This is a genomic window from Kitasatospora sp. NPDC004669, assembly GCF_040609455.1.
GTDB lineage: Bacteria > Actinomycetota > Actinomycetes > Streptomycetales > Streptomycetaceae > Kitasatospora.
Genome location: NZ_JBEXKB010000042.1, coordinates 31,934 through 56,515, shown reverse-complemented (window position 1 = coordinate 56,515; position 24,582 = coordinate 31,934). Strand labels below are relative to the sequence as shown.

Here is a 24,582-nt window from a genome sequence, read left to right as displayed (position 1 = left end):
GGGTTGAGCCCGCGACCTCCACCCTTGTCCACCCGTCGGTGGAGCCGAGCCGGGCGCCGGCTCCCTTAGCGTGATCGCATGCCGTCCGACTCCCGGCCCGATCCGCCCGCGCGCGACCTGCCAGCCACCACGGGTAACGCATCCCCGCGCCTGTCCAAGGCGCGCGCTGAGGTGTGGACGATGGTGCTGCTGCGGCCCGTCGCGCTCGCCGCCGTCCTGGCCGTGCTCGTGCCGGGGCGGCAGTTCCGGTGGAGTGCGGCTCACCTCGCCACCTTCGTGCTGCTCGCCGTGGTCTGGCTGATGTGGTCCGTGGTGGCCGCAAGGGCGGCGTTCGCCCTCGACCTGGTGCCGCGGCGCACCGCGGCCGCGCTGCTGACGGTGGTCGTGGTGTCCGGCAGTGTGCTGCTGACCGCGGCGCCCGGCGCCGAACCGCTCTCCGTGCTGGTCGTCGTGGCGTTGATTGCGGCTGGCGCCGATCTGCCCATGTTGATCAGCGCGGGAGTGCTGGCCTGCGGCGTGCTCGCCCTGGCAGCGGGTACGGCCCTCGGCCCGCACGGGGCCCACACCCAGGTCCTGGAAGTGTGGAGCGCGGTCCTGCTGTCCGGCTACCTGACCGGGGTGACCCGCCGCAGCATCCGCATCCAGCACCTTCAGGCCCGCCGTCTGCTCGCGGAAACCCAGGAGGCGCAGGAGGAGCGCCAGCGCGCGGCGGCACTGGCGGAGCGCGCCCGGCTCGCCCGGGAGATCCACGACGTGCTGGCCCACTCCCTCGGCGCGCTCGTCATCCAGCTCGAGGTGATCGAGACCCTGCTCGCCGCGGAACCGGCGGACGTGGCCCAGGCGACGGAACGCGCCGGCAGAGCCCGTCGGATCGCGAAGGACGGTCTCACCGAGACCCGCCGGGCCATCGCCGCGCTACGCGCCGACACCCCGCCCCTGCCCGAGGCCCTCGCCTCCCTGGCCGCCGGCCACCACACGGCCGCAGGCGGCGCCGCGGACTTCCGGCTGCACGGCAATCCGCGTCCCCTGGGGGCGGAGACCGGTCTGGCGCTCCTGCGCGTGGCCCAGGAGGCACTGGCGAACGCGGCCAAGCACGCCCCCGGCCGACCGGTGCGCATGACCCTGGAATACGCCGAGCACCGGGTCCGGGTCACCATCGTCTCGTATGGCCCCTCCGGGGCTCCGGACGCGGCCTCGGCGGCTCCGGACGCGGCCGAGCCGCCTACCGTGGAAGGCATGTCCGGCGGCTACGGCCTGGCCGGGATGCGCGAGCGCCTGCTCCTGGTCGGCGGGGAGCTGACCGCCGGTCCCTGCCCGGAGGGCTGGCGAGTGGCCGCGGAGGTGGAGGCATGACGGTACGGGTAGTGGTCGCGGACGACCAGGCAATCGTCCGCGAAGGACTGATGACCCTCCTCGCCATGGTGCCCGGGATCGACGTGGTCGGCGGCGCCGCCAACGGCGCGGAGGCCGTCGCCCGCACGGCCGAACTTCGCCCGGACGCCGTCCTCATGGACCTGGTGATGCCCGTCCTCGACGGCGTGGAGGCCACCCGCCGGATCACCGCGGAGCTGCCCGGCGTGGCCGTGGTGGTGCTGACAACGCTGGCCGACGAGGACAAGATCATCGACGCGCTGCAGGCGGGCGCCCTGGGGTATCTCACCAAGGACGCCGGCAGGACCGAGATCGCCCGCGCCATCCAGGCGGCGGTCTCCCGGCAGGTCACCCTCGACCCCGAAGTCCAGCGCCGGCTGCTCGCCGCAGCCGTACGCGGCCACCGGACACGGGGCCGCCGCGACCAGGACGACGAGACACGGCAGACACCGCCCTCAGCCCTCCAGCTCACACCCCGCGAGGAGGACGTGCTGCGGCTGCTTGCCACCGGACTGCCGAACGCCGCCATCGCCCGCCGCCTGTTCATCGGCCAGGCCACGGTCAAAACCCACGTCAACCACCTGTTCGCCAAACTCGGCGTCACCACCCGCGCCGAGGCGATCGCCTGGGCCCACAGCCACGGCTACGCCACCGGCAGCGCCGACTGATCGCGGCGACCACGGCAATCCACAACGGGCACCGCCCGTACGGGGTTGAGGAACGCTCAACCACCAGAAGGCCCGCCGGGCGAAGCCGACCCCGGGCCGGCTCGCGCAGCTCGCCGAGCACGGCGCGGAGTGGGCGTCCCCTACGTCCGTCGTCCCGGCCGAATCGCGCGACCTGCACCACCTGGCCACCGTCCTGGGCGTCAGCGAGCAGGCCGCCGTACAGCTCCCGCCCGTCACCGCAGAACTCAAGGGACGGCGGATCGCCGCGCTCAGCAGGGCCGACGAGGTGACGCAGCTGACCACCTGGGCTGCCCGGCGCGGGGCGGCGATCGGCGTGCGTCCCTCCAAGACGACCCGCCTGCTGACAGCCGACCCGGACCCAGAGGGGGCGGGTCTTCAAGGGGGCGGATGGCGGTGCTACTTTGAACGCGTTCAAGAATCTTGAACGCGTTCAAAGCATCCTTGGGGGTGGATGATGACCGGATCGTCGTCGTCGCGTTACGCCGAGCCTCGGCCATGGGGGCTCGCCGCGTGGGCCGGTGCCTCGTGGCTGATTTACGCGGTCGCGTACGTGACGGGTGAGGCAGGCGCCGACGGAGAAACCCTCGTCAGGTGGTGTCTGGCCGGCTTCAGCACCTTGATTCCCCTGGCGGTGCCGGGGCGTTGGGGTTTTCGTGTGGCCTGCCTTGTCGTCGGCTGGCTGCAGTTCGGCATCGAGATCCTGCTCTCTCTCGCGTTCCTGCTGATCCCGCTGCCGATCTTCGTGGCCGTTTTCCCGTCCGGCGTCGTCCTGCTGCTCGCAGGTCGGAGGAACGGCGGCCCGATCGGCAAAGTGATCGGTGTCCTGCTGAGTCTGGTCCCCCTCGTGCTCTTCCTGTTCGTCTGGGGAGGCAGGTAGCCGACCTCCCTCCGACTCGCCTGGATGAATGAGTCCAAGGGGTGCCGGTACGGTCAGTAGTCGGAGGCGATCAGTGATCGTCTGACGGGTCGGCCGGTCTGATCGTTGAGCGGACGATGACCTGATGCCGGGAACTGTGGCCGAGATCCGGCAGCACCGGCGTGTCGGCGGACAGGCTCCCAGGACGGGGCCGAAGAAGCAGGTCGAACCGTCATCCGACGGTTCCGCGGGGGCTTCCTGCCGACGCGGTCGGGTCACCCGGTGCGGTGCCGCGTCACCCTGTGTGGTGCTTGGGCGTGTTGGCGCGGATCAGGGTGTCGTCGGTCGGGGGATGGGCGAGGGGTTCGGCGGCCGGGCGGAAGCCGGCCAGCACGATGGCGAGGTGGCGGCGCCAGACGTCGGGGGCGCGGCCTTCGGTGTCGTCGATCAGGACGCGCAGCGCGAGGAGGCAGGCGTACACGTCGGTCGTGGTGAGTTCCTCGCGGACCTCGCCGGCGCGCTTGGCGCGGGTGAGGAGCGTGTCGAGCCGGGCGAGCAGCTCGATGCGGCGCTCGTCGGCCTCCGGTGGGATCGCCGCCCACAGGCGGGTGAGCCAGCCGTGATGGGCGGCCAGCACCTCGCCGGTGTCCCACAGCGCCTGTTCCAGTGCCCGGTCGGGCGGCTGCTGTTCGGCGGCGCGGCGGAAGCAGGCGAAGACCGAGTCGAGGATCTCGTCGCTGAGCGCGGCGAGCAGGGATTCCTTGGTGGGGAAACGGCGGTAGAGCGTGCCCATGCCGACACCGGCACGGCTGGCGATCTCCTCGACGCCCGCGTCGGGGCCGAGTTCGGCGAAGACCTCCCACGCGGCCCGCAGCAGTCGCTCCCGGTTCTGCGCCGCGTCGCGGCGCATGGCCTTGGGCGGGCTGGGTGCGGGCCGGTGGGGGGTGGTCATCCGAGGGTCGCGTCCTTGCGTTCGGTCACCGGCTCGCCATGGCGTGCCGGGGGCGTTCCCACGCTGTGGCCGCTCCGGTGCTGCCGGGCCGCCGGGATGGCGAGGGCCGCCGCGGCGGCGAGCACGGCGCTGCCGGTCAGGAACCAGAAGGTGCTGGTGTAGCCGGAGTCGTGGGGGAACGGGTGGGTGGCCGTGACCCCGGAGGATAGGATACTGGCCGCAACCGCGCTGCCGATGGCGCCCCCGATGGTGCGGATGTTGGCGTTCATGCCGCTGGCCGCGCCGGTCTGGGCCGGTGGGACGGCCTCGACGACGATGGCGGACATGGCGGAGAAGGCGAGGCCGAGGCCGACGCCGACCAGGGCCGAAGCTGTGTAGATCTCCCAGGCGCGGTCATGACCCGCGGCCAGCATCACGAACGGGGCGATGGTGACCAGGCTGCCGGCGATCAGCACGCGCTTGGAGCCGAAGCGAGCGGCCAGGGGACCTGCCAGCACGCCGAGGACGAACATGCCGGCCGTCATCGGCAGCATGTAGATCCCGGACCGGGTCACACTCGCGCTGAAGCCGTAGCCGGCGAGGTGCTCGGGCGTCTGCACCAGCTGCGGCAGGAAGGTCATCGTGGTGTACAGCCCGACGCCGAAGAGCAACGCGACCAGGTTGGCGGTCCACACCGCCGGGATGCGCATCATCCGCATGTCGATCAGCGGGGCGTCCGAGCGCAGCTCGACCACGATCCAGTAGGCGGCGAAGACCACGGCGGCGGCGAACAGGCCCATGATCCGCAGCGAGCCCCAGCCCCAGCTCTGCCCCTGGCTGACGGCCAGCAGTAGGGCGACCAGCCAGACGGAGAGCAGCAGCGCGGCACCCCAGCTGATCCGTCCCGGGGTGCGCACCGGGGACTCGGGGACGAACAGGTGGGTCGCGATGGCGGCGACGCAGATGAGGATCATCGGTGCCCAGAACAGCCAGTGGTAGTCCAGGTGGTCGACGATCGGCCCGGCCAGGATCAGCCCGAGTCCGCCGCCGACGGCGGTCAGCGCGGCCGTGACGCCGACGGCGCCGCGGACCTTCTCGGCGGGGAACTCGTCACGGATGATGCCGAACGCCAGCGGCACCACGGCGCCGCCCAGACCCTGGATGACCCGCGCGACGATCATCAGGCCGATGGAGTGGGAGGCGCCGGCCATCGCGGACCCGGCAGCGAGGGCGACGAGGGTGACGACCAGCATCCGCTCCTTGCCGGTCTTGTCGCCGATCCGACCCAGGATCGGCGTGGCCACGGAAGCGGACAGCAGGTAACCGGTCATCAGCCAGGTCACGGTGTCCTGGCTGGTGTGCAGGCGCTCCATCAGGGTCGGCAGGACCGGGACCACCAGCGACTGCAGCAGTGAGAACGCACCGACGCCGAGCAGCAGCACGGCGAAGGTCAGGTTGTAGTGCGGGCGATTGCTTGTTCGGGGCATGGGTGTGAGCTCCAGCGGAACACATAAGCGGAGATTCGATTCCGGATGCGAGGCTAGCAGAAGCGGAGATCGGATTCCGCATATCGGGTTCCGTGCAGCACCGCACCGAGACCAAGGCTGCCCTGTCACACCTGACGCAACGCAGCACCTCCGCACACAGGCCGCGCCGCGCGATACGGCACCACACGCCGTTGACACCCCCCGCCGGAGAGCACGGCCCGACAATCCGGTGCGCAGGCCACCGCGGATCTCCGCATACGGGCCGACCGCCTACCGTGAGCTGTTCCGTACCAAGGTCGGCGACAACGACCCGGCCCGCGCGGACGAGGAGAGCGCTGACCGGACGGTGCACTGGGAAGCTCCACCCGGCGAAGGACCGCCCCGGGGTGTGACCTGGCCGGGTCGGTGTGGCGGGTCAGTGAATCGCGGGACCGTACGTTGGACGGACGGCCCCCGGAATCACCCGTCGGACGCTGGGGTGGAGGTCTTTCCAGGTGTTCGTCCTCTGGCGATCTCGCGGAATCGCAGTGGTGCGTTTCCGTCGCGGTTGCGGAAGAACTTGGTGAAGTCGCTGGGGTCGTGGAAGCCCAGGCGACGGGATATCTCCGCAGAGGTGGCGTTGGTGTGTGCCAGCAGGCGTCGGGCCTCCAGGAGGATGCGGGCGTCGATGTACTGCTTGGCGGTGGAGCCCGTTGCGGCCTGCGTGGCTCGGGTCAGGGTGCGAACGCTGTAGCCGAGCGTGGCGGCGTAGTCGCTGGCGTGATGGGAGTGGGTGAAGTCCTGTTCGACGGCGGTGCGGAAGCTGCGGAAGACCTCGCCGGCCGCCCCGGGGGAGGCCGGCGAGGGCTGGGTGTGGGCCAGGCTCAGTACCAGGACGCTCAGGAGATGGCGCAGTGTTTCGATGTGGGCTTCGAGGGTGGGGGAGACCGGGTCGCGGTAGGCGTGGACCAGATGGCGCAGCGCGAGGTTGGCGTGGCGGGCATGGCGGCCCGTGGGGCGCATGACCGAGTTTTCCGATAGCGGTTCCGAGGGAATGAAGCCGGGCTGCCAGATGACGATGAGGCCTCGGGGCGTGGTGTGGTCCAGGGGCACGTACCGGTGAACCTGACCGGCCCGCACCCAGAGCCACGAACCGGCGTCCAGTGTGTGGTCGTGGAAGTCCACGGTGTGCCGCACCGGGCCGCGGCTGATGTGGATCAGCTGGTGGAAGGCGGGCCGGAGTGGCGCGGACAGGTCCAGTCCCCGCCGGGCTGCGCGCGCGGCCAGGTCTTCGAAGTCGAGGACGTCCATCCCTATGGGCGCGGTCAGCGCGGGCCGGTATGCCACGTCCGTAACGGAGAGCTGTCGCTTTTTTCCCATGACTCGTCTCCAGGCTACCGCTGGGTGTCGCCCGGCGGACCGTAGCGTCGAAAAGGACGGGGCGTGCAAGCGAGGAGTTGATCCAGATGCGGCGGATCGTGGGGATGGCCGGAGCGACGAGTGCCATGCCCGGGCTTCGGCCGCCGCAGCAGCTGGCCGATCTGCCCGAGGATGGACCCGTCTGATCCTCGGTCATGGGGCGCTGACCACAGTCGAGCTGGAGACCGGCCACCGCGCCCGCGACTTCGCTGAACTCGCCGACGTCGTCCACAACCCGGACGATCACGGGGCCACCATCGCGTCCGGCTCGTTCCGGACCGGGCCGTGCCGCCTACTCGCCGGAGCCGTGCCGCCTACTCGCCGGACCTGCCGCGGGGCCTGACCCCGCCGGTTCCGGAAGACCGCGGCCGACATCGACAACGCCCCGCTGGTCCCCGCACTGCCTCCCATGAAAGCCCGCTGACCGGCAGGCCGTCACAGCCCGCCGACCACGGGCGCGAATCCACCCTCTTTCCCTGACCTTCTGGAGCACTCGTGAGCTCGCACCGGTTCACCCATCGCAAGCTGACCATCCCGGCCGCCGCGACGGCGATCGCCGCAGCCGCAGGCCTTGCGGCCGTCGCCCTGCTGGGCCCGACGGCCCAGGCCGCCCCGGCCCTCACCCACCCCGGCGGGAAGGCCAAGCCGACCATCGTGCTGGTCCACGGCGCCTGGGGCGACGCCTCGGGCTGGAGCAAGGTCACCGAACGCCTTCAGCACGACGGCTACACCGTCATCGCCCCGGCCGACCCGCTGCGCGGCCTGGCCCAGGAGAGCACCTACCTCCACAGCCTGCTCAAGACCATCGAGGGGCCCGTCGTCCTGGTGGGCCACTCCTACGGCGGCGCCGTCATCTCCCAGGCGGCCGTCGGCGATCCGCAGGTCAAGGCCCTGGTCTACATCTCCGCTTTCGTACCGGACCAGGGCGAGACACTCGGCGCCCTGGCCGGCGAGTTCCCCGGCTCGCAGCTGCAGCCGGCCCTGCGACCGGTCCCGTTCGCCAACGCCGACGGCACCGGCGGAGCCGACCTGTACGTCAACCCGGCGGACTTCCGCGCCGTCCTGGCCGCCGACGTCCCGGCCGAGCAGACCGTGGTCATGGCCACCGGCCAGCGGCCCATCGACGCCGCCGTCTTCGGCCAGGCCCCGACAGCCGTGGCCTGGCACACCGTCCCGAGCTGGGCCCTGGTGGCGACCGAGGACAAGGCGCTGCCCCCCGCGCTGGAGCGGTTCGAAGCCCGGCGCGCACACTCCCACACGGTGGAGGTCGACAGCTCGCACTTCGCGATGGTCTCCCACCCCGAGCAGGTCACCGACCTGATAGAGGACGCCGCGCACGCGACAGCCGGGCGATAGGAGCCCGACGACGATCCGAGATCCCCACGGCATCCTTGGACGCCGGCCGGCAGCACTCAACGACAGCACGTCCACCCTCTTCGCCAGGAGCATTCACGATGAACATCGGTGACCTCGTCCCCGACTTCACTCTGCCCGACCAGACGGGCACTCCCCGATCCATGGGCGAGTTCCTCGCCCATGGCCCCGTGGTGCTGTTCTTCTACCCGGCGGCCATGAGCCCCGGCTGCACCAAGGAGGCCTGCCACTTCCGAGACCTCGCCGCGGAGTTCAAGGCCGTCGGCGCGCAGCGCCTGGGCATCAGCCCCGACGCCCCCGAGAAGCAGCACAGGTTCGCCCAGCAGCACTCCTTCGACTACCCGCTGCTGTCCGACCCCGACGGCAAGGTCGCCCGGACCTTCGAGGCGCACCGGGGCTGGGGTCCGCTCAACGCCAAGCGCAGGACCTTCGTCATCGGTACGGACTTCCGGCTGATCGAGTCGATCAAGAGCGAGCTGAACATGAACGTGCATGCCGACAAGGCCCTGGACGCCCTGCGTCGCGAACGAGCCTCTCGTTAGCCGGTGGCTTCGGACGGGAATACCGCTGAGCGGCATGAGACGTGGCGGATGCGGCTGCGCGACGACGACCACCAGGGGCGTCCGCGAGCTCACCCGCGACCTCGACCCCGCCACGCCACGCTGCGCCAGGTCATGAGCCGGCTGGAGCGCACCCGCACCGCGGCCCTCGCGCTGCGCGGCGAGCAGGTCCCGTCCGCTCGGCCCGGGGTACGCGGCAGCCGCCTCTGACCGTCCCCCAGGCCGCCGCGCCTCCCGGACAAGAAGCACCGGTCCACCACCACGGTTGCCGGTGCTTCTTGTCACCAGGCGAAGGACGGGTCACCGGGATCCCGGTCAGGAGAGCATCCGGGTGTAGGGCGGCCGCCAATGGACTCGCCGCCCCGGGGGCCGCTGCTGGTCCTGCCACCGGGATCCGCGCGGCCTCTGAACAATGGGCTAACGCCTGTCCAGCAGTCCGCGCTCGAGGGCCACGACCACCGCGTGCGTGCGGTCTCTGACGTCGAGCTTGGCGAAGACCCGCAGCAGATGGGTCTTCACCGTGGCCTCCGCGATGACCAGCCGCCGGCCGATCTCCACGTTGGACAGGCCGTCGGCGACCGCCCTCAGCACATCCACCTCCCGGGTGGTCAGTGCCACCGGAGCGGGTTGCCGCATGCGGGCGACCAGCCGCTCCGCGACCCTCGGGGCCAGGACGGTCTCGCCGCGGGACGCGGATCGGATGGCGTCGACCAGCTGGTCACGCGTGGTGTCCTTGAGCAGGTAGCCGATCGCGCCGGCCTCGACCGCGCGCTCGATCTCCGCGTCGGTGTCGTACGTGGTCAGGATCAGTACCCGGGTTCCCGGGTGGCGGGCGACGATCTCGGCGGTGGCACTCGCCCCGTCGAGGACCGGCATCCGCAGATCGACCAGTGCCACGTCCGGCTTCAGTCGCTCGACGAGTTCGACGGCCGCGCGGCCGTCGCCGCCCTCGCCGACGATGTCGATGGTGGGCTCGGAGGCCAGCAGGGCGATGACCCCGGCGCGCATGACCGTGTGGTCGTCGACCACGATGATGCGGAGCCCGTCCGTCTCTGTCTGAGCTGTCATGTCGTCACACCCGACTGTTCGTGGGAATCACGGCGAGGACCCGGGTGCCGTCGCCGAGGGAACTGGTGACGGTGAGTTCACCGCCGAGTTCGGCCAGGCGATTGCGCATGCCGTTGAGCCCGAAGCCGTGGGAGTCCTCGACCGTGAAACCCCTGCCGTCGTCGGTTATCTCCAGTTCGACGCCATCCGGAGACGGCGCCAGGACGATCTCCACGGTGGAGGCGGCCGCGTGCTTGCGGACGTTGGCCAAGGACTCCTGGGTGCAGCGCAGGAGCGCGATCCGGGTCGGCTGGTCGCATTCGACGTCCGGCAGATCTGCGGTGACGGTGAGGCCGGTGTCCTCGGCGAACCGGTCCAGGGTCCGGCGCAGGGTCCCCGCGACCGAGCCGAGGGCGGGACCGCTCTGCGGGGCGGAGCCGACGAGTACCCGCGCCTCGGCGAGGTTCTCGCGTGCGGTGTTCTCGATCGAGAGCAACTGCCGGGCGCTCCTGCCGGGGTCGGTGTCGAGGCCGGAGCGGGCCGCTTCCGCCAGCACGATGATGGATGCGAAGCCCTGCGCAAGGGTGTCGTGGATCTCCCGCGCGAGCCGCTCGCGCTCCTCCGTGGCGCCCTGGAGTCTGTGCGCCTCGGCCAGGCGGGACTGGGCGTCCTCCAACTCGGAGCCCAGGCGGCGGGTGCGCTCGTCGCTCTGCTCGACGATCCGGACCACCCCCAGTCCGAGCAGCACGCCCGCGACATAGCCGATGAGGGTGAAGACGATGTTGCCGGTGGAGAAGTCCTCCACGTGCCAGCTCTGATGGCGGACGATGCCGACCATGGTGGCCGCGGCGGCAGCGCCGCTGAGGACGATCGAGTACCGCGGGCTCCTGGCGAAGAGCCAGAAGTGGGGGAGCGACACGATGAACAGCGCCGCGCCGTCGCCGCGCAGGAGGGACAGCGCGCCGAAACCGAGGACGAGCACGCCCGGAAAGGTGTGGGGGTGCAGCACGGGATTGCGGGGAAAGGCCACGACGGTTGCGTAGCAGAGGGCGATCACGGCAAGCAGCGCCAACGACCCGTACCTCGTCGTTCCGGTGTGGTGCAGCGCGGAGACCACCGGGGGACACAAGCCGAGGAGCACCCAGGAGACTGCGTACCACCGGCGCAGGGTTCGGGTGCGGAACCGGTCGTCGGGCTGCGGCCGTTGAATCATGATCGTCAGCCTACGTTCTGCGGCATGCCGGCGGCAGGGGCAGCGGTCTGCGCCCGTCGCGCGGGGCGCAGCGGCCACCATGCCCGCTCGCCGAGGAGCAGCAGCAGCGACGGCAGGACCAGGAGCCGGATGACCACGGCGTCCAGCAGTACGGCCACCGCCAGGCAGAAGCCCATCTGCTTCATCTCGGTGAGGTGCAGGGCGACGAAGGCACCGAACACGGTCACCATCACGATCGCCGCGCTGGTCACCACCTTGGCCGACCGGCTGATGCCGTCCACCACCGCCTCGTGAGCCGACATCCCGTTCTGCCTGGCCTCCTGTATCCGGCTGACCACGAACACCTGGTAGTCCATCGACAGGCCGAAGAGGATCACGAAGAGGAACAGCGGTACCCGGGACGCGATGGCACCGAGGGAGTGGAAGGCCAGCAGGTGCTCTGCCCACGTTCCCTGGAAGAACACGACCAGCAGGCCGAGCGAGGCCCCGGCGGACAGCAGGTTGAGCACGACGCCGATCAGGCCGATGGCCACCGAGCGGAACGCCCACACGGTCATCACGAGGGTCATCAGCAGGAGGAACCCGATGACCAGCGGCAGCTTGCCGTTCTCGTGATCCACGTAGTCGCGGCCTCGGGCCACGTCACCGGTCACCCCCGTCTCCACGCCGGACAGCCTGCCGACCGTGGCGGGCAGATAGTCCTGACGGATGTGGTCGAGTGATTTGATCGCCTCGGCGGAGGGTGCGGGGAACGGGACGGCCAGTTCCAGCACGCTGACCCGGCCGTCGGCCGACGTACGCACCCTCGGCTCGGCGTCCCCGGCGAACAGCGGATCGGCCTGCGCCCGCCGGCCGAGGTCCGCCAGCGCGTGCTGCACCTGGGCCGCTTGGTCCGGAGTGGAGCGGGCGACAACCACGTGCTTGACCAGGAGCTCCGGGAAGGCCGCGTTGAGTCGGTCGTAGACCTGCATGGCCGGGATGCCGCGGGAGAAGGTGTCCTTGCCCGGGTCGACGAGCTTCAGGCCGAGCGTGGGCGCCGCCAGGGCGAGCATGACCAGCACCGATACGCACAGCGTGAGGGCGGGACGCTTCTGCGCGGGCCTCAGCAGGGCCCCGAACACCCGGCCCGTCCCGGCCTCCGCGCGCTTCGTACGGACCGGCATGCCGTGGCTCGCCCGGCGGGCGGCCTTGCCGGCCGCACGGCGCTCGGTCCGCCGGCCGATCTTCACCAGGAGTGCGGGGAGTACGGTCAGCGAGCTGGCCATGGCGACCGCCACGACCAGGATCGTGCCCGTCGCCAGCGAGGAGAAGATGACGTCCGTGGCCAGGTACAGGGTCGCGGTGGAGGCGATCACGGCGAGACCGGAGACCACGATGGCCCGGCCCGCGGTCGCCGCCGCCAGCTCCACCAGGGTCTCGGAGCTGAGCCGCCCCCCGGCGCGGGACCGTTCCTCGCGTTCGCGCTTGAGGTGGAAGAGCGTGTAGTCGACGCCTACCGCCAAGCCGATGAGCAGGATCATGTTGGTCCCGACACCGGGGTCGGGCAGGACATGGGACGCGATCATGGACAGCCCCAGGGCGGCGGCGATCGAGGAGAGCGCAAGCAGCAGCGGCACACCGGCCATGACCACCGACCCGAAGACGATCAGCAGGGTGACGAGCGTGACCGGCAGGGTGATGCGCTCGGAGAGCGTGAGGTCCTTCCCACGCTGGTCGTTGACGCCCTTGCTGATGGAAGGGGAGCCGGTCTCCTCCACGACCAGGTCCGGGTGGGCGCCCTGCACCTGGGCCGTCCGGGCGAGGACCGGGACGACGTTCTTCTTCCCGTCCAGCTCGGGGCCCTTCAGGACCACCGGGACCCTGAGGACCTTGCCGTCCTTGGAGCGGACCGGAGCCGCCACGCCGTCCACCTCGGGCAGCTTCCGCAGCCGCTCGGTGAGGTCCTGCGCCGCCGCTGCGGCGGCGGCCAGGTCCAGCGGCCCGGACCTGGCGTGGATGATGATCTGCTCGGTCGGCCGCTGCTGCATGCCGCCCGCGCTCGCGATCGCCTCGGCCCGCCCCGCCTCACCGACCCGGTAGTCCTCGGTAGTTGCTTCATGGGAGCCGACCGCGACGCCGACGCCGAGGCACAGGATGACAAACGCGAACCAGCCGGCGATCGCGCGCCATGCGTGCCGGGCGCTCCAACGGGCTATCCGCACAGGGAGTTGACTCATACCCGAGATCCTGGTCGGCCGGAGGCCGCGCCCGACACGCCCGGCCGGTTGAACCTCGGGTCCACCGGTCGGTGGACGCCGGGGGGGGGGTGGGGCTGCCGATGCCGACGCCCGCCGACCAGTCATCGTGTCCCCGGTCCGGATCCGACACGTGGTCGACGGGTGGCGGTCCGGCCTCAGCCGCCGTAGCGCCGCTGCCTGGCGGCGAAGCTGCGTACGGCGCGCAGGAAGTCGATCTCGCGGAACGCGGGCCAGTAGGCCTCGCAGAAGTAGAGCTCTGAGTAGGCGCTCTGCCAGAGCAGGAAGTTCGACAGACGCTGTTCGCCGCTGGTGCGGATGACCAGGTCAGGGTCGGGCTGGCCGGCGGTGTAGAGATGCGGCGCTATGTCGTCGACGGTCAGGGTGTCGGCGACATCGGTCAGTGACTCACCGGCTTCGGCCCGCGTGTACATCAACTCGCGTAGGGCGTCGACGACCTCCTGTCGGCCTCCGTAACCAACGGCGAGGGTGACATGGGCTCCGGTCGCGCAGGTGCGGGTCGCCTCGACCGCCTCCTTGAGCGCGCGAGCGGTGCTGTCGGGCAGGGCGTCGAGCAGGCCGGCGAGGTGAACCTGCCATCGGGCGTCCGGCCTGGTGAGGCGGTCGGCCACCACCTGCTCGATCAACTGCATCAGGAAGGCAACCTCGGTGTCCTCGCGGCGCTGGAGGTTCTCGGTCGAGCAAAGGAATACGGTGATGTGCCGGATTCCGAGGGCTTCGCACCAGGAAAGGACCTCCTCGACGTGCTCGGCGCCCACCTTGTGCCCGAGGCTGGGGTTGGCCAGGCCCATCTGCCGGGCCCAGCGGCGATTGCCGTCCATGATCAACCCGACGTGCCTGGGCAGGGGGCCCGCCGTGACCCGGCGGCGCAGGCGGCGAGTGTAGAGGGTGCGGAGCAGGTCGGGCATGAGCACCGTCCAAATGGTTGAGGGCACCCGGTAGCGCGGGCGGGACCGAGTGCGCGGTCTTCGCGGGGGCGGTCGGGCCCGTCGGGGTCGGAGACGGTCAGCCCGGGGCCGTGGCTGGGCGACCGACCCGACGACCGGCCGACCAGCGAGGGGTTACAGCTGTCGGCGCTGAACGGGGGTGCGGGGGCTTCAGTCGACTGAGGGCAGTTCGCGCAGGTCGCGCAGGGTGCCCGCGCACACGGCGGTCAACAGCAGCAGGCCCACGCCCACGGCGGCGCCGAGCGGATGGAAGCCGCCATCGGCTACCGCGGCTCCGAGGATGGTCGCGCCTCCGGTCGCGCTGGCGGCCGCCAGCGTCCAGACGCCGGCGCGCAGCCGTCCGGCGTGCGGCGGCACGACCGCGTCCGCACCGACGCCGGTGAAGATCCGGGGGATCTGGATCGCGCCCAGTCCCAGGGCGATCCACCAGCCGGCGAGCAGGGCGGCCCGCAGGGTGGGCGGCGAGGCCGTCGGGTCGATGCCGCCGTGCACGACCACCACCACGCTCGTGCCGAGCAGCGTCGGCACGGTGAGGCGCCGAACGCCCCACCGCAGCAGCGTGATCGTGGCACTCAAGGTCGGCCGGGGCCGGGGTGCGACCAGCGCGATCCCGATCAGCAACAGGGTGGTGCAGCCGTGCATGATCCCGCTGGCGACACTGGACGACAGTGGGTCGCCCTGTTCAGCCGTGATGTGGCTGAGGAACCAGGCGGCGAGCGCGACCGTGATGCCCATGGTCGCAACCCGCCGCTGCCGCTGGGCCGGGGCGTCGGCGGGCCAGAGCGCGGGGTGCAGCCACATATCGACGATGCCCACGATCAGGTTGGGCCACGACTTCCAGCCCGCGCCCCGGGCTTCGTCCTCCACCATGGCGCCCCAGCGCACGCGGAAGGCGTCCGGGTAGAGCCTGACCAGGCTTCGGGTGACAACGCTCACGCCGGGTTCACCCTCAGGCGCCGCAGCCCGGCGTTCGCCACCCGGGCCATGGTGCGCAGTTCGCGCTCCAGCACCTCCCGGCCCTGGGGGGTCAACTGTACGGGGCGCTGGCGCCCTTGCCCGTCGAGCGGTTCGATCAGCTGCTTGGACTCCAGCCGGGTCAGTGCTCCGTACAGGCTGCCGGGGCCGAGGCGATCCCCGGTCAGTTCCTCGATCGCCGCGTTGATCGCGTATCCGTGCAGCGGTCCGTCGGCCAGCGCGCAGAGCACCAGCGTTTGGGCATCGTTGGCTTGCATGCCGTTCCCTTCGTTCTGGCACCGCACCATACTACGCGGCATGAACTACGCGCCACGTAATACGCGGTGTGTACTATCGCCGCCATGTGCGAGCGACAGGGCGGCGTTTGAGTGACCTGTTGTGCTCTGTCACGCGCAGAACCTGCCCGGGTAGTGTCGGTGGCCAGCGGCAAGTGCCTGAATGTCCCCGGCAATTCGCCCGACAACGAGGTCCGGCTGGACCAGTACACCTGCAACGGCACTCCCGCCCGGCAGAGGAAGTTCGCCAAGCTCAGTTGACCCGTCCCTCCCCGGAACCCACCCACCTGTGGGCTCCTGGGCCCTCCCGAGGAGTCCGAATATCACTCCGGCCGATGCTGGGCCTGGGCGCCGCGCTCGCCCTCATCGCCCCCGCGGGCTCCGCTGCGGCGGAGCCCGCTCCCCAGCCCGCGTTCAAGGTGCTTGTCTTCTCCAAGACCGGCGGATACCGGCACGACTCGATCCCCATCGCCGTCCAGGGCATCGAGGACCTGGGCACCGCGAACGGGTTCACGGTCGACGCCACCGAGGACGACACCGTTTTCACACCTGCCAACCTCGCCGACTACCAAGCCGTCGTCTTCGCCCTGACCACCGGTGACGTCCTCAACGACACCGAAAAGGCCGCCTTCGGGGGCTACATCCGTGCCGGCGGCGGCTACGCGGGCATCCACTCCGGCACTGAGGGGCGGCCTCCAGGTCGGCGTTCCAGGTCGGCGTTCCAGGTCGGCGTTCCGGCTCGGGAGGGTGGCGAGGTAGGCGTGGCGTTCGGTACGCGCCGTGGCGAGAGCTCAGGTGGGGTTCATGCTGAAGAAGTCGAAGAAGACGGCCTGTGGGAGCGCGCCGAGTGTGTCATGGTCAAGGGATGAGTACGAGCAGCGAGGCGCACCATCCCGACGTGCTGGTCATCGGGGCGGGGGTGACCGGGCTGACCACGGCAGTGGTGCTGGCGGAGGCCGGCCTGGACGTCCGGGTGGACGCCGCTCGCCCGCCCGCCGCTACGACATCCGCGGCGGCGGGCGCGACCTGGGATCCGTTCCTGATCAACCCCTGGGCACGCGTCGAGCGCTGGGCGGAGGCGAGCCTGGCGGTGTTTCGGCACCTCGCCTCCGAGGCCCCCGAATCGGGGGTGCGGCTGGTCAGGGGTACACACCAGTCCTCGACTCCTGCCGCGGCGCCGGACTGGGCGCTCGCACTGGGAGCCCGCCCCTGCACGGGCACGGAGCTCCGCGCCGGCTACGTCGCCGGCTGGCGTTTCGAGGCGCCTGTCATCGACATGCCGCGTTACCTCGACTGGCTCGCGCAGCGCCTCGCGCGCGGCGGCGGGCGCATCCGCTCGCACGTTTACCGGTCCCTCGACGAGGCGCGAGGTCAGGCGCCCGTCGTCGTCAACTGCTCCGGCAGCGGCGCGGCCGAGCTGGTGCCGGACCCCGCAGTGATACCGGTGCGGGGCCAGGTCGTGGTGGTCCGCCGCTGCGGACTCGACGAGTTCTTCTGCGACGAGTCGCTCCACGGCGCCGAGCTCCTCTACGCCTTCCCGCACGGGGACACCGCGGTCCTCGGCGGCACCGCCGAACCCGGCGCCAAGGCCCTCACCGCTTCCCCCGCCACCGCCGCGGCGATCCTGCGCCGCTGCACCGCAGTCCTGCCCGAGCTGCGCGGCACGGAGGTCCTCGGCAGCCGCGTCGGTCTGCGCCCCACCCGCTCCCAGGTCCGCTTGGAGGCCGAGCCGGGGCCGCACGGCGTGCTGATCCACAACTATGGCCATGGCGGCGCCGGCGTGACGACCTCCTGGGGCTGCGCGTTCGAAGTGCAGCGGTTGGCGAGCGGGGATGGCGCATTCTGCGGCTGAGTGCCTCGGCGATCCGGTGCTGGCGCGGGCGTTCGGTGACCGATGTCGGGACCAGCGCTCACTTGCGGATCTGGAGCGTTCGCCGGAACTCGGAGATCCCCGACTCCGGGCCGCGCCGCAAGAGTGAGACGCCCGTGCGTCCTGCCAACGCGAGTACCAGCGCCGCAGTCCACGGCCAGCTCGGCGCACCGCAGGCCGCGAGCAGGGCCGAGCCGAGCGGGGCCAGACTGGTCGCCAGGGCGAGCGCACGCGTGAACGCGGACCGGCGGAAGCGGCTGGCGATGGAGAACTCGGAGCGCTCGTAGACGAGCAGTCCGAGAGTGAGCGCCGCGCCCAGCGCCACCGCCGTCCAGGCCGCGCCCGCGAGCTGCGCGTAGGTGATGGGGAGTGAGACCAGGAACGGCAGCACGCCACCGTACTCGGACACGACATTGCCCCACTTCATGATCCTGCCGAAGGCGTTGGCCCTGATCCGCGCCAGCTCGCCGGCCGCGCTCGCGTAGATGATCAGCGACATCGTCGTCGCGAAGGTCGCGGCGATCAGCAGCAAGCGGATGTCATCCGGGTAGCGCGCGGATGCGAACGAGAAACCCACCAGGAATGTGAGCGCGGCCAGGATCGCGCCCGCGAAGGCGATGCCCGCTTGAGCCTCACCCGACTGCAGCGCGGCCGGATCGTCCTGCTCGAACCGCGAGATCTCGAAGGCCGGGCCGCCGGCCAGCCTCGCCAGCGCGGTGACCACCCGGTCGTCGGGCCCGAGCGACTCCACCAACTGCGCGGTATCAGCGATCGGCACCAGATAGCGCGCCTCTGGATCGACGTACTCCGTGCGGGACTGGTGCCGCAGGTGCATCTGAACCCCGTCCCCGGCCACGCCGACGCGCAGGATTCGGTCCCCGATGAAGCCGCACGCCAGCAGGAGCTCGATTCCCGCAGTCTGCGTGGGCTCGACGACGGCCGAGACCGTTGTGCCCCCGTCCTCCTCGTCGTCCGGCTTCGTCAGCAGCCGCTCCACCAGGACACGCCCTACCCCACGGCGGCGGTGGCCGGGCAGGACGCCGATCCCGGTGAGCCGGACGTGGTTGGGTCGCGGCCGCTCCACGCAGAGGTACCCCACCGCAGTATCGTCCGCCTCGGCGAGCCAGACCTCTCCCTCGGCGAGGGCCCCCTCCACACCCCAGGAAGCATTGCCCCCGGCGCCTGACACCGACGCCGCGAGATCGAGTAGCAACTGCTCGTCGCTCCCGACAGCCGCGCGGACACGCAGACCCATGGCCGTCCCCCCTACGTCCCACGCCCGCCTGATTGGCTCAGCCTGCCTTTCCTGCAACGGATTTGACAACCTTCGTGCCGCGCTGGCGGGACGAGACAAGGCATGGTCCTGAGATCGGGGGACTCCGGTACGGCTATGGAGTGGTTGCCCGCGATGGCTCGGTACACCTGGCCGCCCGCCTCCGCCTCGATCTTCTCGTCAGGCCCAGCGGGCCTGCAAGTGCCGCAGGAGGATGGTCGCGGCGGCCGGCGCGGCTTTGACGAACCCCAGAAACGGACCGAAGTCCTGGGTGGCTGCGAATCCGGTGAGATAGAGGCCGGGAACGGTGGTCTGGAAGTTCTCGTCCAGTACCGGGAACCCGTTGCGGGTGGCGATCTGCTCCAGGAGACCGGACAGGTAGGGGACACGTGCCAGATCGGGTGCGTACCCGGTGGCGAACACCACCTGATCGGCTGTCAGGGTTTCGGAATCGGACAGCGTGACCTGCACGGTGTCACCGGTCGAGCCGCAGTCGGCGTGGACGACATCGGTGTTCGGCCAGAGGTGCACCACCGAGGGGTCCAGCCGGGCCGGCAGCCATGGTTCCAGAGTCGCCCGTCCGGCCCGCCAGCACCGCATGACGATCGCTTCCCGCTCCGTGGCCGTCAGCCGACGCCACCACCCGGTGACCTGCAGGGTACTGTCGATGTAGTCGTCGAAGAACGCCCAGCTCACCGGCTCGAAACGCGGAACGGGATGGCGGTGGACGATGTCGACGTGTTCGACATCGTGCTCGGCCAGCAAGGCCGCCCACTCGTACGCGCTCTGCCGACCTCCCACGATCAGCACGCGTCGGCCCGCCAGGGCGTCGAAACGGACCAGGTCACAGCTGTGGGCCGCCCGACGGGCCGGCACACCGGCCGCCCACGGAGGCAACTGCCGGAAATAGCAGACACCAGGAGCGGCGACCACGACCTCGGCATGCATCCGCCCGCCATCGGCGAGTTCCGCTTCGAACCCCGTCCCCCGCCGTGCGATGTCTCGCACGAGTCCGGACCGGACCGGCACCTGCTTGACGCGGCGGAACCACTCGCCGTACTCACGAAACAGTCCCACGGGGACCGGGAGGACCTCGTCACCGGTCAGCCCCTGCTCTTCCAGATAGGCCTGAAGTGTGTGCACTCCCGCGGCGTCCAGATGCCAGTCGACCCCCGAGCGCAGCAGCATCCCGTCGGGCATGTGCTCATGCCAAAAACCCATCGGCCGCCCGACCACCTGCGCGTCAATGCCGTAATCGCGGGCGAGGGCGGCCGCTGAGAGTCCGAACGGTCCCGCACCGATGACGAGCACATCGGTGGAGAGGGTTTCGTCCATGTCAGGCTCCCTTCCGGCCTGCGGATCAGCGGACACCCGCAGGTGCGTGTGACGCGGCCGAGCCGGGACAGGACACCTCGGCCCCGGGTCTGGCCTCTGCGTACCCGGCAGGGTCCGCCCCGGCCGAGACACTCCCGTTCCCTCCCGCCATTCCACCGCACACGGCGCACGCGGGCATCACGGCCGTCGCGGACCGGCGACCGACGAGACGGTGACGGGCTGATCAGCAGCCCGGTGTCCCGTACCACCTGGGAAAAAGCGCCCGTCGGGCCACGCCCCGGACCGCTCCGAGGAGGAGTCTTGTCCGAGTGGACGGTGCCCTGGTGGAGTCGGGCCTGGCCGGGCGCACCCGCGAGGGCCACCGGCCCCGTGGCGCTGGTGCTCACCGCGTCGGCGCCACGGCGCCCGGCAGCTGGGCGGCCGTGATCGGTGACCTGCGAGCACGGCCTGCTCGGGCCGGTGTGGTGGCGCCTCGGCCGTGCCGGCCGGCACTCCCTGATCGAGGCGCTGGACAACCCGAACACCCGCGCCGCCTACGACCAGCGCCAGGCCGTCCGCGAACGTGAGCAGCAGAAGGCCCATCGGGAGCTGATGGACTCCCTGGCCTGCATCGACTGCGGCGACGTACCCGAGCAGGAGAGCACCTGGGTCTACAGCGGCCACAAGTGGACCCGCCGCCCGCACGGCCGCTGCAGGCCCTGCCACCGGGAACGCAAGGAACGGCTGGAACGGGAGGCCGAAGAGCAATCTGTCCTTGTTTCGCGATGTCGTTCTGCTGCGCGTTCTGGCGGCTGGTCGGGTACAGCGAGAGCGAAGTGATCACCAGTGCGCCGAGTGCCGCGATCGACGTCGCCGCCTGTGTCCGGTTCCGATCCCGGTGCTTCGTTCGTTCGAGTCGCCTGCGGAGATGGGTGACTTCCTGGCACACGGAGTACCAGGTGCGAGGCGTGTCATAACTGTGCCGGCGCGCGGCTCAGGTGGAATGAGGACCCACGGGCTGTTCGGCCCGCGGACGTCTCGTCATGCCTTCGCTGCCCTCACACCGCGGCAGAGGCGGAAAGCGACACACATGAACAGTCAGAGTCCGACCTCCGAACGAGCTGGGGTGCGCCGAAGGGCCGCCCTCGCCTGCGTCGGGGCGGCGGTTGCGCTGACCGGGCAGTTGTTCGCCGCAACCGCGGCCACCGCGCAGGTGCCGGCCGGTCACGGGCCAAGACCCGATAAGGTCCGGCACGGCTTGCAGGAGTTCACCGGTAACGGCGTCTTCATGCCCCCTGACGGAGTCACCTCGGTCAACGTCCAGGCATGGGGTGGCGGTGGTGGGGGCGGAGGCGGCGGGGGAGGCGGCCCGGCCAGTGGCACCGTTGCCGGCGGCGCCGGCGGCAACGGTGGTGCAGGTGGTGCCGGCGGCTTCACCTGGTGTGTCATCAACGTCAGGCCTGGGGCGCAGTACACGGTGACCGTATCCCCTGTCGCAGCCTCGGGCTCTGGCGGCACGGCCGGCGCCACCGGTGGTCACAACGGAACCGCCGGCGGCGACGGAGGAACCACATCCCTGGTGGCGCCGAATTCCACGGTGCTGCTCAGCGCCACCGGTGGCGGCCGCGGCGAGGGCGGCGGGGGCGGTCAACCGGGGGGCACGCCCGGTGCCGCCGGCCTCAGCGGCACCGGCGGTACCGGCGTGTGCAGCACGGGCGGTATCACACGGTACGGCGGCTCCGGCTCCGGTACTCAGGGCGGCGTTGCCGTCAGTGGCATCGTCGGCCTGCCACCCGGCAGCAGCGCCGGTGGCGCCGGTGGCACCGGTGGCGTCGGTGGCCAGCCCGGTGTCGCGGGTGGCGTCGGAGGCCCAGGTGACGGCGGCGGCGTCGGCGGCAGTGGGTACCTCGTCGTCTGGTGGTAGGAACACCGCTGCGGGCACCCGGGAGGTGCCCGCAGCAGCAATGCGTTGGCACGGAGTCGAAGTCCGAAGCGAGCACAAGCCGGTCAACGGCTGCTTCGCGATAGCGCGCCCGGACACGGGCGGCCCCGGATCAACCTGCACAGGTGCGGTGTCTCTTCACGCTGCGGTGGTACCGCTGGGCGCGCGCTGGTGGTCGGATCAACTATCGGCCTGGACGGCCTGGAGGAGGAGTTCGGCCGCGTCGGTGCGCAGGTACAGGACCGTGCGGCCGGTGCGGTGGCGCGCGAGCAGGCCGGCGCCACGCAGGGCGGCCAGGTGGTGGGACACGTTCGGGGCGGACAGGCCCGTGCGCTCGGCGAGTTCGCCGGTCGAGGCGGGGGCGTCCAGTTCGGCCAGCAGCCAGGCGCGGGTACGGCCGATCACCCGCGCCAGCCCGTCCGGCACCGCGTTGCCCGCCGTCTCCCACAGCGTCGCCACCCCGCGTGGCGGGTACACCAGGCCCGGCTGCCACGGCGGGTTCTGCTGGGAGAACACGCCTGGCCAGGCGAACACCGTCGGTACCAGGACCAGGCCCCGCTCCCCGTCCAGCCGCCGGTGTGCGTCGACCATCCGGTAGCCGATCCGCAAGGTGTCCCGTTCCCATGTCACCTGCGGGTGCAGGTCGGCGAACAGCGCCGCCGGACCACCCGCAGACATCTGCCGGGCCCGGCGCAGGATCTCACCCTCGGCGAGCCGCTCGATCCGGTCCCAGTGCGGGGCGATCGCGGTATCCCAGTACGCCCGGATCTCCGCCACCAGCCGGGCCAGACCGCGCTCCGGATCACGCGCCAACTCCGCCACCAACGGGGACAGCTCACCCCCGATCCGGGCGAGGTCGCGGCGCACCGCCGCGGGATCGGTGGCGGCCAGGTCGGCCAGCGCCTGCTCGATCGTCGGGCTGGACGCCGTCGGCACCGGAGTCAGGAAGTCCGGCACGTACACCGTCGGCAGCCGCACCAGCTGGGACAGCAGTTCCCAGCCCACCCCCGCCAGCCGCGCTCTAGCCTGTCGCACCCACGGCAGATGGACCGCGTGCCGGCCCGGGTCCTTGAGTACCTCAACGCTCGTCGTCACCTCGCACAGCGGTGAGCGGGCGAACCGCGTCCGGGCGAGGTCTTGTGCGGAGAACTCCCAGGTGAGCACGGGCCCTCCGTGAGGATTCGATCAGGATGGAATATCTGGGCGGCAGTGATCATTCCAGAGAGCCTCGGTGCATGACCACCGCCACACCCCTGCCATTGCGCGACCGCCTCGGCCTGCCCGACACCGCCGGCCGCGCCCGTCTGATCGGCGCCCACCTCGTCGACAGCCTCGGCACCGGGTTGATCCTCGCCTTCGTCCTCGTCTACTTCACTCACACCACCGACCTCCCCCTCGCCACGGTCGGCGCCGCCGTCTCCACCGCCCGGCTGCTCGCCCTGCCCACCGCCCTCGCGGTCGGCCCGCTGATCGACCGCCACGGCGCCCGCGTCGTGGCGATCGGCGCCAACGCGCTCTCCGCGCTCGCCTACTGCGGGTTCCTGCTCACCCACCAGGCATGGCAGATCGTCCTGGTCTGCCTGCTCGCCCAGATCGGCCACGTCGGCTACTGGACCGCCAGCACCGGCCTGGTGGTCCTCGCCTCCCACGAGGGCGAGCGCACACGGTGGTTCGCTTTGGTGCAGACACTGCGCAACACCGGTATGGGCCTCGGCGGGGCGCTGGGAGCGGTCCTGATGACCGGCGGCGGTACCGGAGTGCTGCGGCTACTGGTGGTGCTCAACGCGGCCAGCTACCTGCTCGCGTCCATCCTGCTGGCCACATGGCGGCCCGCCGCCGCGCCCGCGCGGGAGGCCAGGACGGCCGAGCCGGGCGGCTACCGGGAGGTGCTGCGGGACCGGCGGTACCTGCTGCTGGTGGCGGTCAACCTCAGCTTCGTCTTCGCGTCGATGATCCTCAGCATGCTGCTGGCCGTCTACCTCACCGTCGGCCTGCACCGCGACGCCTCGGTGGCCGGCTCTCTCCTCGTCCTCAACGGCGTGCAGGTCGTACTCACCCAGAGCGTCGTCGCCCGCCGTCTGGAGGGTCGGCGTCCCACCCGGGTGGTCGCCGCCGGGGCACTGCTCAATGCGTTCGCCTTCGGCCTCTTCGCGCTGCTCGCAGCCGCCCCCGGCTGGGCCGTCCTGCCGGGCCTGTACACCGCGATGCTCGTGTACAACCTCGCCGAGACCGTCGCGACCCCCTGCCGAGAGGATCTGAGCGTCTCGCTCGCCGACCCGGCTCAGCGCGGCCGATACCTGGCCGTCTACCAACTCTCCTGGAACGTCGGCCAGGCCGTTGCCCCCGGCCTGCTCACCCTGCTGCTCGACCGCGGCGCCGCCTGGCCCTGGCTCTTTCTGCTCGTCCTCAGTCTGGCCGCGGTGCCCGGCCTCCTACGGCTCGGCCGGCGCCCTGACGCTTCATGTGCCCGACATGTCTGACGAGCCTTCGGACAGCCGTGAGGGACGGGGCGAGTCTCCGGCTCCTCAACTCAACAACCGCAGCCGAAGCATGAGCTCCCTGATCCCCACCCCGCACCCGGGCGACGCCCAGCGAAAAGGCCACCGCAACTCCCGCACCTGCGCACCGCGACCGCGCCCGTGTCAGCCCTGGCCGCGGCCGCCGAGCTGATCGCCTCGCCACTGGAGGACCCGAACCCGGCCACCCGAGAACGGCGCCTCTCGCTCAGCACCCGATTCCGCGACGCCGAGCTCGCTCGCCACGAAAGCCCCGACGCCGTCGAGGACACCGCCCCCTGAACCCGGT

24 protein-coding genes are annotated in these 24,582 nt (G+C 71.1%); 12 read left to right on the top strand and 12 right to left on the bottom strand.

What is annotated here, in order from left to right; genetic code table 11:
- Positions 1-78 precede the first annotated feature (78 nt).
- The 3 genes from ABZW30_RS29710 to ABZW30_RS29700 all read left to right on the top strand — a co-directional run bounded on the left by ABZW30_RS29710 (position 79) and on the right by ABZW30_RS29700 (position 2,937).
- On the top strand, positions 79-1,353 hold the full coding sequence (locus ABZW30_RS29710) for a histidine kinase (protein ID WP_355674288.1): 1,275 nt from the start codon (positions 79-81) through the stop codon (positions 1,351-1,353).
- Positions 1,350-2,039: a response regulator transcription factor gene (locus tag ABZW30_RS29705; protein WP_355674287.1), complete on the top strand. Its 690-nt coding sequence runs from the start codon at positions 1,350-1,352 to the stop codon at positions 2,037-2,039. Before ABZW30_RS29710 ends, ABZW30_RS29705 begins: the two co-directional genes overlap by 4 nt.
- A gap of 472 nt (positions 2,040-2,511) precedes the next feature.
- Positions 2,512-2,937 (top strand): hypothetical protein, encoded by a 426-nt coding sequence (locus tag ABZW30_RS29700; protein WP_355674286.1) that lies wholly within the window; start codon positions 2,512-2,514, stop codon positions 2,935-2,937.
- A 274-nt stretch (positions 2,938-3,211) separates the two neighbouring features.
- Here the strand turns inward: ABZW30_RS29700 and ABZW30_RS29695 are convergent, their stop codons facing one another.
- The 3 genes from ABZW30_RS29695 to ABZW30_RS29685 all read right to left on the bottom strand — a co-directional run bounded on the left by ABZW30_RS29695 (position 3,212) and on the right by ABZW30_RS29685 (position 6,693).
- Complete coding sequence (locus ABZW30_RS29695) at positions 3,212-3,868, bottom strand: helix-turn-helix domain-containing protein (protein WP_355674285.1); 657 nt, start codon at positions 3,866-3,868, stop codon at positions 3,212-3,214.
- Positions 3,865-5,334, bottom strand: a complete 1,470-nt coding sequence (locus tag ABZW30_RS29690; RefSeq protein WP_355674284.1) for an MFS transporter — start codon at positions 5,332-5,334, stop codon at positions 3,865-3,867. The genes ABZW30_RS29695 and ABZW30_RS29690 overlap by 4 nt, the downstream gene beginning before the upstream one ends.
- 459 nt (positions 5,335-5,793) lie before the next feature.
- Positions 5,794-6,693 (bottom strand): AraC family transcriptional regulator, encoded by a 900-nt coding sequence (locus ABZW30_RS29685; RefSeq protein WP_355674283.1) that lies wholly within the window; start codon positions 6,691-6,693, stop codon positions 5,794-5,796.
- 534 nt (positions 6,694-7,227) lie between these two features.
- Between ABZW30_RS29685 and ABZW30_RS29680 the strand changes: the two genes are divergently transcribed.
- Both ABZW30_RS29680 and ABZW30_RS29675 read left to right on the top strand, forming a co-directional pair.
- Entirely contained in the window at positions 7,228-8,088 is an 861-nt protein-coding gene (locus ABZW30_RS29680) for an alpha/beta hydrolase (protein ID WP_355674282.1), read from the top strand.
- A 98-nt stretch (positions 8,089-8,186) separates the two neighbouring features.
- Positions 8,187-8,648: a peroxiredoxin gene (locus ABZW30_RS29675; protein WP_355674281.1), complete on the top strand. Its 462-nt coding sequence runs from the start codon at positions 8,187-8,189 to the stop codon at positions 8,646-8,648.
- A gap of 435 nt (positions 8,649-9,083) precedes the next feature.
- Here the strand turns inward: ABZW30_RS29675 and ABZW30_RS29670 are convergent, their stop codons facing one another.
- The 6 genes from ABZW30_RS29670 to ABZW30_RS29645 form a co-directional block, all read right to left on the bottom strand.
- Positions 9,084-9,734 carry a response regulator transcription factor gene (locus tag ABZW30_RS29670; RefSeq protein ID WP_355674280.1) on the bottom strand — a complete coding sequence of 217 codons (651 nt, stop codon included), beginning with the start codon at positions 9,732-9,734 and terminating at the stop codon, positions 9,084-9,086.
- Between the two features lie 4 nt (positions 9,735-9,738).
- Positions 9,739-10,926, bottom strand: coding sequence for a sensor histidine kinase (locus tag ABZW30_RS29665; RefSeq protein WP_355674279.1), 1,188 nt, complete (start codon positions 10,924-10,926; stop codon positions 9,739-9,741).
- A gap of 5 nt (positions 10,927-10,931) precedes the next feature.
- On the bottom strand, positions 10,932-13,142 hold the full coding sequence (locus ABZW30_RS29660) for an MMPL family transporter (protein WP_355674278.1): 2,211 nt from the start codon (positions 13,140-13,142) through the stop codon (positions 10,932-10,934).
- Positions 13,143-13,318: 176 nt separating this feature from the next.
- A complete protein-coding gene (gene uppS / locus ABZW30_RS29655; RefSeq protein ID WP_355674277.1) occupies positions 13,319-14,095 on the bottom strand; it encodes a polyprenyl diphosphate synthase in 777 nt (258 codons plus the stop codon).
- A 183-nt stretch (positions 14,096-14,278) separates the two neighbouring features.
- Positions 14,279-15,064, bottom strand: a complete 786-nt coding sequence (locus ABZW30_RS29650) for a hypothetical protein (protein WP_355674276.1) — start codon at positions 15,062-15,064, stop codon at positions 14,279-14,281.
- Complete coding sequence (locus ABZW30_RS29645; RefSeq protein WP_355674275.1) at positions 15,061-15,360, bottom strand: helix-turn-helix transcriptional regulator; 300 nt, start codon at positions 15,358-15,360, stop codon at positions 15,061-15,063. The genes ABZW30_RS29650 and ABZW30_RS29645 overlap by 4 nt, the downstream gene beginning before the upstream one ends.
- A gap of 153 nt (positions 15,361-15,513) precedes the next feature.
- Here ABZW30_RS29645 and ABZW30_RS29640 point away from each other — a divergent pair, with 153 nt between their 5' ends.
- The 3 genes from ABZW30_RS29640 to ABZW30_RS29630 all read left to right on the top strand — a co-directional run bounded on the left by ABZW30_RS29640 (position 15,514) and on the right by ABZW30_RS29630 (position 17,230).
- The gene (locus tag ABZW30_RS29640) at positions 15,514-15,639 is read left to right on the top strand and encodes an RICIN domain-containing protein (RefSeq protein WP_355674274.1); all 126 of its coding nucleotides are present in this window, start codon (positions 15,514-15,516) and stop codon (positions 15,637-15,639) included.
- Positions 15,640-15,713: 74 nt separating this feature from the next.
- On the top strand, positions 15,714-16,247 hold the full coding sequence (locus tag ABZW30_RS29635) for a ThuA domain-containing protein (RefSeq protein WP_355674273.1): 534 nt from the start codon (positions 15,714-15,716) through the stop codon (positions 16,245-16,247).
- A complete protein-coding gene (locus ABZW30_RS29630; protein WP_355674272.1) occupies positions 16,244-17,230 on the top strand; it encodes an FAD-dependent oxidoreductase in 987 nt (328 codons plus the stop codon). The genes ABZW30_RS29635 and ABZW30_RS29630 overlap by 4 nt, the downstream gene beginning before the upstream one ends.
- Before the next feature lie 58 nt (positions 17,231-17,288).
- On the opposite strand, the gene ABZW30_RS29625 is transcribed toward ABZW30_RS29630, so the two are convergent.
- Both ABZW30_RS29625 and ABZW30_RS29620 read right to left on the bottom strand, forming a co-directional pair.
- Positions 17,289-18,503, bottom strand: coding sequence for a GNAT family N-acetyltransferase (locus ABZW30_RS29625; protein ID WP_355674271.1), 1,215 nt, complete (start codon positions 18,501-18,503; stop codon positions 17,289-17,291).
- Positions 18,504-18,701: 198 nt separating this feature from the next.
- On the bottom strand, positions 18,702-19,856 hold the full coding sequence (locus tag ABZW30_RS29620) for an FAD-dependent oxidoreductase (protein WP_355674270.1): 1,155 nt from the start codon (positions 19,854-19,856) through the stop codon (positions 18,702-18,704).
- A gap of 429 nt (positions 19,857-20,285) precedes the next feature.
- On the opposite strand from ABZW30_RS29620, the gene ABZW30_RS29615 reads away from it, so the two are divergent.
- Positions 20,286-20,675 (top strand): hypothetical protein, encoded by a 390-nt coding sequence (locus ABZW30_RS29615; RefSeq protein WP_355674269.1) that lies wholly within the window; start codon positions 20,286-20,288, stop codon positions 20,673-20,675.
- Positions 20,676-21,093: 418 nt separating this feature from the next.
- Positions 21,094-21,759 carry a hypothetical protein gene (locus ABZW30_RS29610; protein WP_355674268.1) on the top strand — a complete coding sequence of 222 codons (666 nt, stop codon included), beginning with the start codon at positions 21,094-21,096 and terminating at the stop codon, positions 21,757-21,759.
- A 198-nt stretch (positions 21,760-21,957) separates the two neighbouring features.
- On the opposite strand, the gene ABZW30_RS29605 is transcribed toward ABZW30_RS29610, so the two are convergent.
- Positions 21,958-22,941 (bottom strand): DUF5937 family protein, encoded by a 984-nt coding sequence (locus ABZW30_RS29605; protein WP_355674267.1) that lies wholly within the window; start codon positions 22,939-22,941, stop codon positions 21,958-21,960.
- A 71-nt stretch (positions 22,942-23,012) separates the two neighbouring features.
- Between ABZW30_RS29605 and ABZW30_RS29600 the strand changes: the two genes are divergently transcribed.
- Positions 23,013-24,257: an MFS transporter gene (locus ABZW30_RS29600; RefSeq protein ID WP_355674266.1), complete on the top strand. Its 1,245-nt coding sequence runs from the start codon at positions 23,013-23,015 to the stop codon at positions 24,255-24,257.
- A gap of 159 nt (positions 24,258-24,416) precedes the next feature.
- Positions 24,417-24,575 (top strand): hypothetical protein, encoded by a 159-nt coding sequence (locus ABZW30_RS29595; protein WP_355674265.1) that lies wholly within the window; start codon positions 24,417-24,419, stop codon positions 24,573-24,575.
- The last annotated feature ends 7 nt before the right edge of the window (positions 24,576-24,582 follow it).

Bases quoted from the DNA above. Each gene is read 5' to 3' on its own strand.
- ABZW30_RS29710 (WP_355674288.1), top strand. From the start codon at position 79: ATGCCGTCCGACTCCCGGCCCGATCCGCCCGCGCGCGACCTGCCAGCC.
- ABZW30_RS29705 (WP_355674287.1), top strand. From the start codon at position 1,350: ATGACGGTACGGGTAGTGGTCGCGGACGACCAGGCAATCGTCCGCGAA.
- ABZW30_RS29700 (WP_355674286.1), top strand. From the start codon at position 2,512: ATGATGACCGGATCGTCGTCGTCGCGTTACGCCGAGCCTCGGCCATGG.
- ABZW30_RS29695 (WP_355674285.1), bottom strand. From the start codon at position 3,868: ATGACCACCCCCCACCGGCCCGCACCCAGCCCGCCCAAGGCCATGCGC.
- ABZW30_RS29690 (WP_355674284.1), bottom strand. From the start codon at position 5,334: ATGCCCCGAACAAGCAATCGCCCGCACTACAACCTGACCTTCGCCGTG.
- ABZW30_RS29685 (WP_355674283.1), bottom strand. From the start codon at position 6,693: ATGGGAAAAAAGCGACAGCTCTCCGTTACGGACGTGGCATACCGGCCC.
- ABZW30_RS29675 (WP_355674281.1), top strand. From the start codon at position 8,187: ATGAACATCGGTGACCTCGTCCCCGACTTCACTCTGCCCGACCAGACG.
- ABZW30_RS29670 (WP_355674280.1), bottom strand. From the start codon at position 9,734: ATGACAGCTCAGACAGAGACGGACGGGCTCCGCATCATCGTGGTCGAC.
- ABZW30_RS29665 (WP_355674279.1), bottom strand. From the start codon at position 10,926: ATGATTCAACGGCCGCAGCCCGACGACCGGTTCCGCACCCGAACCCTG.
- ABZW30_RS29660 (WP_355674278.1), bottom strand. From the start codon at position 13,142: ATGAGTCAACTCCCTGTGCGGATAGCCCGTTGGAGCGCCCGGCACGCA.
- ABZW30_RS29645 (WP_355674275.1), bottom strand. From the start codon at position 15,360: ATGCAAGCCAACGATGCCCAAACGCTGGTGCTCTGCGCGCTGGCCGAC.
- ABZW30_RS29635 (WP_355674273.1), top strand. From the start codon at position 15,714: ATGCTGGGCCTGGGCGCCGCGCTCGCCCTCATCGCCCCCGCGGGCTCC.
- ABZW30_RS29630 (WP_355674272.1), top strand. From the start codon at position 16,244: ATGAGTACGAGCAGCGAGGCGCACCATCCCGACGTGCTGGTCATCGGG.
- ABZW30_RS29625 (WP_355674271.1), bottom strand. From the start codon at position 18,503: ATGGGTCTGCGTGTCCGCGCGGCTGTCGGGAGCGACGAGCAGTTGCTA.
- ABZW30_RS29620 (WP_355674270.1), bottom strand. From the start codon at position 19,856: ATGGACGAAACCCTCTCCACCGATGTGCTCGTCATCGGTGCGGGACCG.
- ABZW30_RS29600 (WP_355674266.1), top strand. From the start codon at position 23,013: ATGACCACCGCCACACCCCTGCCATTGCGCGACCGCCTCGGCCTGCCC.